This window comes from Novosphingobium sp. KN65.2 (assembly GCF_001368935.1).
In the GTDB taxonomy this organism is placed as follows: Bacteria; Pseudomonadota; Alphaproteobacteria; order Sphingomonadales; family Sphingomonadaceae; genus Novosphingobium; species Novosphingobium mathurense.
In genome coordinates this window covers 1-6,235 of the sequence record NZ_CCBH010000240.1, presented here as the reverse complement: position 1 = coordinate 6,235, position 6,235 = coordinate 1, and the positions used below count along the sequence as shown (strand labels likewise).

The window sequence follows — 6,235 nt, the reverse complement described above, 5'->3', positions numbered from 1 at the left end:
GGGGGGGGGGGGGGCGTTTCTTATTGGGGCTTGGGTTCAGCGATAGCCGAGCGTCGATAGCAGGGCCCGGGAGCGCATGACGCTCCCGGGCCCTGTCGCGTTCAGGGCGCCAGCTTGAGCAGGGCCGTGGGCGCTGCGGGCGTGCGCGGGTTGACCTGCCAGGTCAGCGTCTGGGTACCGCCCGCGGCCACCTTGGGGCCTTCATCGGTGTTGTTGGCAAGGATCTGCGCGTCGGTCCGGATGGCGAAGGTGCCATCTGCCTGCGTGGCCGCGTCGTCATCCCCGCCCGATGCGCCTTTGGCCATGCCCGACATCATACCTGCCATGGCGCCCGGGCTGTTGGCTGGGCCGAAGCCGGGCGCATCGATCCGGACCGTGCCGTCCTGGCGCAGCGAGAGCTGCACGAAGGCGTTGGTCATCGGCATGCCTTCGAAGGTCGGGAAGGTGAAATCGTGGTCGAGACGGGCTTCAATGGCGAAGTCGACATCGAACTTGCCCTTGCCGATATACTCGACCTTGTTCCAACCGGCCTGGCGCCGCAGCTTCTCGGCAATTGCCTTGCCCGATTCAGGATTGCTCGGGTCGATCCCGCCAAGCAGCATCTGCGCGGCTTGCGCGTCCTTCTGCTTGCTTTCCTCGCGCGACTTTTCCCATTCCTGCTTCTGCTGCGCGATCTCCTCATCGGTGCACTTGCGCTCTTCGAAGCTGTCTTCGGCGTAGCAGGTTTCCGGTTCGAAGGCCTGCTTCTTGGACGCTTCCATCAGCGGCACCATCAGGATTTCACCGGTGTAGCGAAACGCAAAGCTGCGGTCCTTGCGCAGGTCCAGTTGCGAGGTGAACTTGCCGGGCGCGAAGATACACGCGGCCAGCAGCAGGGTGAGGGCCGTGGCCGACAGGACGGTCAACGCCCTGCGGCCGGGCATTCCGGGCATTGTGAAGTGTCGCATCTCTGTTCCCCCTGGTTTCAGAGCTGTGGCGGATTTCCGAAGTCAGCGCGTCGCGACGGCGTAAAGCGCGATGGCCGCGGCATTGCTGACATTGAGGCTTTCCATCTCGCTGCTGATCGGCAGTTTGGCGATCGCATCGCAATGCTGGACGATGTTGTGGCGCATGCCGTCGCCTTCGGCACCGAGAACGAGCGCGACTGGACCGGCGGGCAGGGCTTCGGCCAGCGTCGCTTCCGCTTCGCCGTCCAGGCCGATTCGCCAGTATCCCGCCTCGGCGATCTCTTCGAGCGCGCGGGCGAGGTTCACGACGCGCACCCACGGCAGCACTTCGAGCGCGCCGGAAGCCGATTTCGCCAGCGTACCCGATTCGGGCGGCGCGTGACGGTCCTGCGTGACGATCGCACAGGCATTGAAGGCGAGGGCCGAACGCATGATCGCGCCGACGTTGTGGGGATCGGTGACCTGGTCGAGCACGAGCACCGGGCGTGCCGGGTCGCCGTCGAGCACATCGGCAAGGAATACGTCATCGAGCGGTTCGCATTCGAGCACGAGGCCCTGGTGCGGCGCGTCGCGGGTAACGAGTCGGGCAAGATCGGCCGGTTGTGCCCATTCGACCGAAAAATCGCTCGGGAGTTCCCCGTCGAGCGAATCAACGCCTTCGCGAGTCGCCCACAATTTGCGGTGACTGCGGTCCGGATTCTTGAGGGCGGCTTCCACGGCATGTCTTCCCCACAGGCGAACCATGCCCGAGGAGGCGCGACCGCTACCGCGCCCGTTCTTCATGCGGCCGGCCCTTCCGCGTAGGGCCCGGGCGGGTTTTCCACCCCCCTGATGTTCGCCGCGCTTATTCATGAAATGTCCTTTCAACAAAAAACTATTTTCGCTCCTGCCAGTCACCCCATTGACAGGCAAGGCTCGCTTCGGCAAAGGCGCGGCTCCTCGGCAACGGGCTCCTTCCTGGAGCCTCACCAAAGCGGGTTTTCCCGCAAGCCAGAACTGGTGTGGACAGGTGGCCGAGTGGTTAAAGGCAGCAGACTGTAAATCTGCCCGCGCAAGCGTACGTTGGTTCGAATCCAGCCCTGTCCACCACCAGCTTCCCCATCACCGACATCGGAGACACCCCTCCGGGGAAGCTACGGTATTCCTTGGCATTGCGGTATCCGACGAGCACTTCTAGAAGAGAGCCATGCCCGGAGATATTCTCGATAACCAAGGTCGCGGCGAAGCTTCGTGGCGCTGGCCCTCCATCCATCCCGAAGGTCGCAAGTTCGGCGGCATCGCCGGGGTGATCGCGGTTGCAGGCTGGTTGCTGCTGGGCCCGTGGGTCGGTTGGCCGCTTGCTGTGCTCACCTTGTGCGTACTGGCCTTCTTCCGCGATCCTGTTCGCGTGACGCCGCAGGACGAGCGCGCGATCGTTGCGCCGGCCGATGGCCTTGTCACGTTGATCCAGAAGGTCGCGCCTCCGCGTGAACTGACCATGGAGGACGGCAGCGGCGCCAGGCCGATGGATCCTGAGCCGGTTACGCGCATTTCCATTTTCATGAGCGTGTTCGACGTCCACATCAATCGTGCACCGATCGGCGGCACCGTTCGCCGGGTGATCTATATCCCCGGAAAATTCGTGAACGCCGATCTCGACAAGGCGAGCGAGGAAAACGAACGTCAGCACATCCTGATCGAGCGCGGCGATGGCCTGCGCATCTGCTTCACGCAGATTGCAGGGCTGGTTGCGCGTCGAATCGTTCCGTTCGTCAAGCCGGGCGACATTCTTGCCGCCGGCCAGCGCGTTGGCCTGATTCGCTTCGGTAGCCGCGTCGACGTCTACCTTCCGGCCGGCACCGAACCGAAGGTTCTCATGGGCCAGCGCATCGTTGCCGGTGAAACGGTCCTTGCCGAAGTATCCGAAGCCCGCGTCATCGAGGGCGTCGCCCAGTGATCGACGAGTCCGATCCGCTTGTCGACGATCGGCTTTCGCCGCGTCGTCGGCTTGCGCGTGGGCTCTCGATGCGGGCGATCGTGCCCAATGCCATCACCGCAGCGGCGCTGTGTTCCGGCCTGACCGGGATTCGCTTTGCGATTGCGGGAGATTTCGAGAAATCGGTGCAGGCAGTGATTCTGGCCGGATTGCTCGATGGTATCGATGGCCGCGCAGCCAGGCTGCTGCGTGCGCAGACCCGCTTCGGGGCCGAGCTCGACAGTCTCGCCGATTCGATTTCCTTCGGCGTGGCGCCTGCGTTGATCGTTTACCTGTGGACGTTGCACCAGTTGCCCAGCCTGGGATGGATTGCCTCGCTGGCGTTTGCGATCTGCTGCGTGCTGCGTCTGGCGCGCTTCAATGCCCGCCTCGACATGCTCGATCAGCCGCACAAGCAGGCCGGTTTCCTGACCGGCGTTCCTGCCCCGCTGGGAGCAGGGCTTGCGTTCCTGCCGATGTACCTGTGGATCGCGACCGGCATCCCTGAATTTGCCAACGACGTTGCCGTCAGCATCTGGATGGTCCTGATCGCTTTCCTGATGATCTCTAGCGTGCCGACCCTGAGTTGGTCGAAGCTGCAGCCTCCGCGTGACTTGCGCATCGGCTTGATTGCGGTCGTCGGGCTTACGGTGGCCGCGCTGCTGACCGAGCCCTGGTACACGCTGGCGGTCATCACGCTGGGCTACATTGCCCTGATCCCGCTGGGAATCGCTTCCTATGCAAAGGTCAGGCTGCGTGCTCGAGACCAGGCCATACCAGCGCCGGCCGCTGCGACTGGCGACGGGTCGAGCGCACCTTCCGATCCGTCCTGAGTGCGGCAAGGGTCGGTACCTGCACCCGCTCGATCATCTTCCACGTGACCGTGAGCGTGGCAGGGCAAGCCTGAAGCTCTGCGCGCAGGGAGAATGCCTTGCGGCCGTGGCGCATCCAGCTCGCGAAGATGACCCAGAGCGACACCATCGCGCCAAGGGCGAAAAGCGAAGCGGCAAATGCAGTCATTACCATTTTCCTTTCGAGCCAGGGCCCGGTCCGGCGGAGGACTGGGCTGTGGACAGCTTGTGGAAATAACGAATCTGTTCTACCAATGTTCCTTGCGGCCTTTGTTCTGATTTTGTTCTCATCAAGTCAAGCGGATTTTGCGATCGGCATGTCAGGGCGTTGGAATGGCTGCGCATTTCGGTACTCCCTTAAGGATGTGTCCTAGGGTAGCGACTGGGGATCGTCCCCGGGGATCGGCTCCGTTTCCGAGGCGATCGGTCGAGGACAGGGCGGGCACGGCGCAATTTGGCGCTGGATTTCTGCCGGGGACAGGGCTATGGGCGGCCCCGCCTGAGCGGTGCCTGTCGATTCCCGGCAGATCGCGGAGGGCAAATCCACATGGAAGGCGCACATACCGGTGCCGCAGCGGATCGAGGGGTTTCTTGCCCGGCCGCACGGTTCCAGCCTTCCAGAGGTGCAACCGGAAAGGAATTATCTATGGCGGCTCCTGTCGTCACCATGCAGCAGCTTATCGAGGCCGGCGCTCACTTCGGCCACCAGACCCACCGCTGGAACCCGCGGATGAAGCCGTACATCTTCGGCGCCCGCAACGGGATCCACATCATCGACCTGTCGCAGACCGTGCCGCTCATGGCTCGCGCTCTCGACTTCGTTTCGGCTACCGTTCAGGCCGGCGGCAAGGTGCTCTTCGTCGGCACCAAGCGCCAGGCCCAGGAGCCGATCGCTCAGGCCGCGCGCGCCTGCGGTCAGCACTTCGTCAACCACCGCTGGCTGGGCGGCATGCTCACCAACTGGAAGACCATCTCGGGTTCGATCAAGCGCTTCAAGGCTCTTGAAGAGCAGCTTTCGGGCGACACCACCGGTCTCACCAAAAAGGAAGTGCTCCAGCTCACCCGCGAGCGTGACAAGCTCGAGCTGTCGCTCGGCGGTATCCGCGACATGGGCGGCATCCCGGACGTGATGTTCGTGATCGACGCCAACAAGGAAGACCTGGCCATCAAGGAAGCCAATACCCTTGGTATTCCGGTCGTCGCCGTGCTCGACACCAACGTCAGCCCCGAAGGCATTGCGTTCCCGATCCCGGGTAACGACGACGCCAGCCGCGCCGTTCGCCTCTACTGCGATGCGATCGCCCAGGCTGCCACCAAGGGTGGTCAGAACGCGGTTGTCGACTCGGGTGCCGACATCGGCGCCATGGATGAGCCGGTCGCCGAAGCTGCTGCGGAAACCGCAGGGGCCTGATCGGCCCGACGCAATTCGGCATTTTCGTCATTGAAATGTCGCGCGCCGGGTCCATCGGGCCCGGCGCGCCTGTCAATTACTGAAGAAGGATAAAAGCGATGGCCTACACCGCCGCTGACGTGAAGAATCTGCGCGAGCGCACCGGCGCCGGCATGATGGACTGCAAGAAGGCTCTCGACGAAACGAACGGCGACATCGAAGCCGCTGTCGACGCGCTGCGCGCCAAGGGTCTCGCTGCCGCTGCCAAGAAGTCGAGCCGCACCGCGGCTGAAGGACTGGTCGGCGTTGCCGTTACCGGCACCAAGGGCGTTGCCGTAGAGGTCAACTCGGAAACCGACTTCGTTGCCAAGAACGACCAGTTCCAGGACTTCGTGCGCAAGACCACCGAAGTCGCGCTGGGCGTTGCCGGCGACGACATCGAAGCGCTCAAGGCCGCTGCTTACCCGACCGGTGGTACCGTCGGCGAAGCGCTGACCAACAACGTTGCCACCATCGGTGAAAACCAGCAGGTTCGCCGCATGAAGACGGTCGAAGTCTCGCAGGGCCTCATCGTTCCCTACATGCACAACGCTGCCGCTCCGAACCTCGGCAAGATCGGCGTTCTCGTCGCTCTCGAGTCGGACGCTTCGGCCGACGTCCTCGAAGGTCTGGGCAAGCAGATCGCGATGCACATCGCCGCTGCCTTCCCGCTGGCTCTCAATGCCGACGATCTCGATGCCGATCTGATCGAGCGCGAGCGCAAGATCGCCAAGGAAAAGGCCGCCGAATCGGGCAAGCCCGAGAACGTGCAGGAAAAGATGGTCGAAGGCGCGATCGCCAAGTACGCCAAGGAAAACGCGCTGCTCAGCCAGGTCTTCGTCATGGACAACAAGACCCCGGTTCAGCAGGTCGTCGACCAGGCTGGCAAGGAAGCCGGCACGAAGATCGTCCTCAAGGACTTCGTGCGCTTCCAGCTCGGCGAAGGCATCGAGAAGGAAGTGTCGGACTTCGCAGCCGAAGTCGCCGCGGCGGTTGCCGGCTGATTTCAGCCAGCTTCCTTCGGGAATTATCAGGACGGGGCGGGGGGGGGGGG

General features: G+C 63.5%; 6 protein-coding genes and 1 tRNA gene. 5 read left to right on the top strand and 2 right to left on the bottom strand.

Annotation, left to right across the window (positions count from 1 at the left end; genetic code table 11):
- Positions 1 to 101 precede the first annotated feature (101 nt).
- Entirely contained in the window at positions 102 to 947 is an 846-nt protein-coding gene (locus SPHV1_RS24065; RefSeq protein WP_231634853.1) for a hypothetical protein, read from the bottom strand.
- Between the two features lie 42 nt (positions 948 to 989).
- Positions 990 to 1,730, bottom strand: coding sequence for an RNA methyltransferase (locus SPHV1_RS24060; RefSeq protein ID WP_197277810.1), 741 nt, complete (start codon positions 1,728 to 1,730; stop codon positions 990 to 992).
- A gap of 220 nt (positions 1,731 to 1,950) precedes the next feature.
- Here SPHV1_RS24060 and SPHV1_RS24055 point away from each other — a divergent pair.
- From SPHV1_RS24055 to tsf, 5 genes are all read left to right on the top strand, one after another.
- Positions 1,951 to 2,036 (top strand) — tRNA-Tyr (locus SPHV1_RS24055).
- A gap of 97 nt (positions 2,037 to 2,133) precedes the next feature.
- Positions 2,134 to 2,883: a phosphatidylserine decarboxylase gene (locus SPHV1_RS24050; protein ID WP_054948516.1), complete on the top strand. Its 750-nt coding sequence runs from the start codon at positions 2,134 to 2,136 to the stop codon at positions 2,881 to 2,883.
- Positions 2,880 to 3,734, top strand: a complete 855-nt coding sequence (gene pssA, locus SPHV1_RS24045; protein ID WP_054948515.1) for a CDP-diacylglycerol--serine O-phosphatidyltransferase — start codon at positions 2,880 to 2,882, stop codon at positions 3,732 to 3,734. The genes SPHV1_RS24050 and pssA overlap by 4 nt, the downstream gene beginning before the upstream one ends.
- 664 nt (positions 3,735 to 4,398) lie before the next feature.
- The gene (rpsB, locus tag SPHV1_RS24040; RefSeq protein WP_054948514.1) at positions 4,399 to 5,163 is read left to right on the top strand and encodes a 30S ribosomal protein S2; all 765 of its coding nucleotides are present in this window, start codon (positions 4,399 to 4,401) and stop codon (positions 5,161 to 5,163) included.
- 98 nt (positions 5,164 to 5,261) lie between these two features.
- Entirely contained in the window at positions 5,262 to 6,185 is a 924-nt protein-coding gene (tsf, locus tag SPHV1_RS24035) for a translation elongation factor Ts (RefSeq protein WP_054948513.1), read from the top strand.
- Positions 6,186 to 6,235 lie beyond the last annotated feature (50 nt).

Coding starts and splice junctions, on each gene's coding strand:
- SPHV1_RS24065 (WP_231634853.1), bottom strand. CDS start 947: ATGCGACACTTCACAATGCCCGGAATGCCCGGCCGCAGGGCGTTGACC.
- SPHV1_RS24060 (WP_197277810.1), bottom strand. CDS start 1,730: ATGAAGAACGGGCGCGGTAGCGGTCGCGCCTCCTCGGGCATGGTTCGC.
- SPHV1_RS24050 (WP_054948516.1), top strand. CDS start 2,134: ATGCCCGGAGATATTCTCGATAACCAAGGTCGCGGCGAAGCTTCGTGG.
- rpsB (WP_054948514.1), top strand. CDS start 4,399: ATGGCGGCTCCTGTCGTCACCATGCAGCAGCTTATCGAGGCCGGCGCT.
- tsf (WP_054948513.1), top strand. CDS start 5,262: ATGGCCTACACCGCCGCTGACGTGAAGAATCTGCGCGAGCGCACCGGC.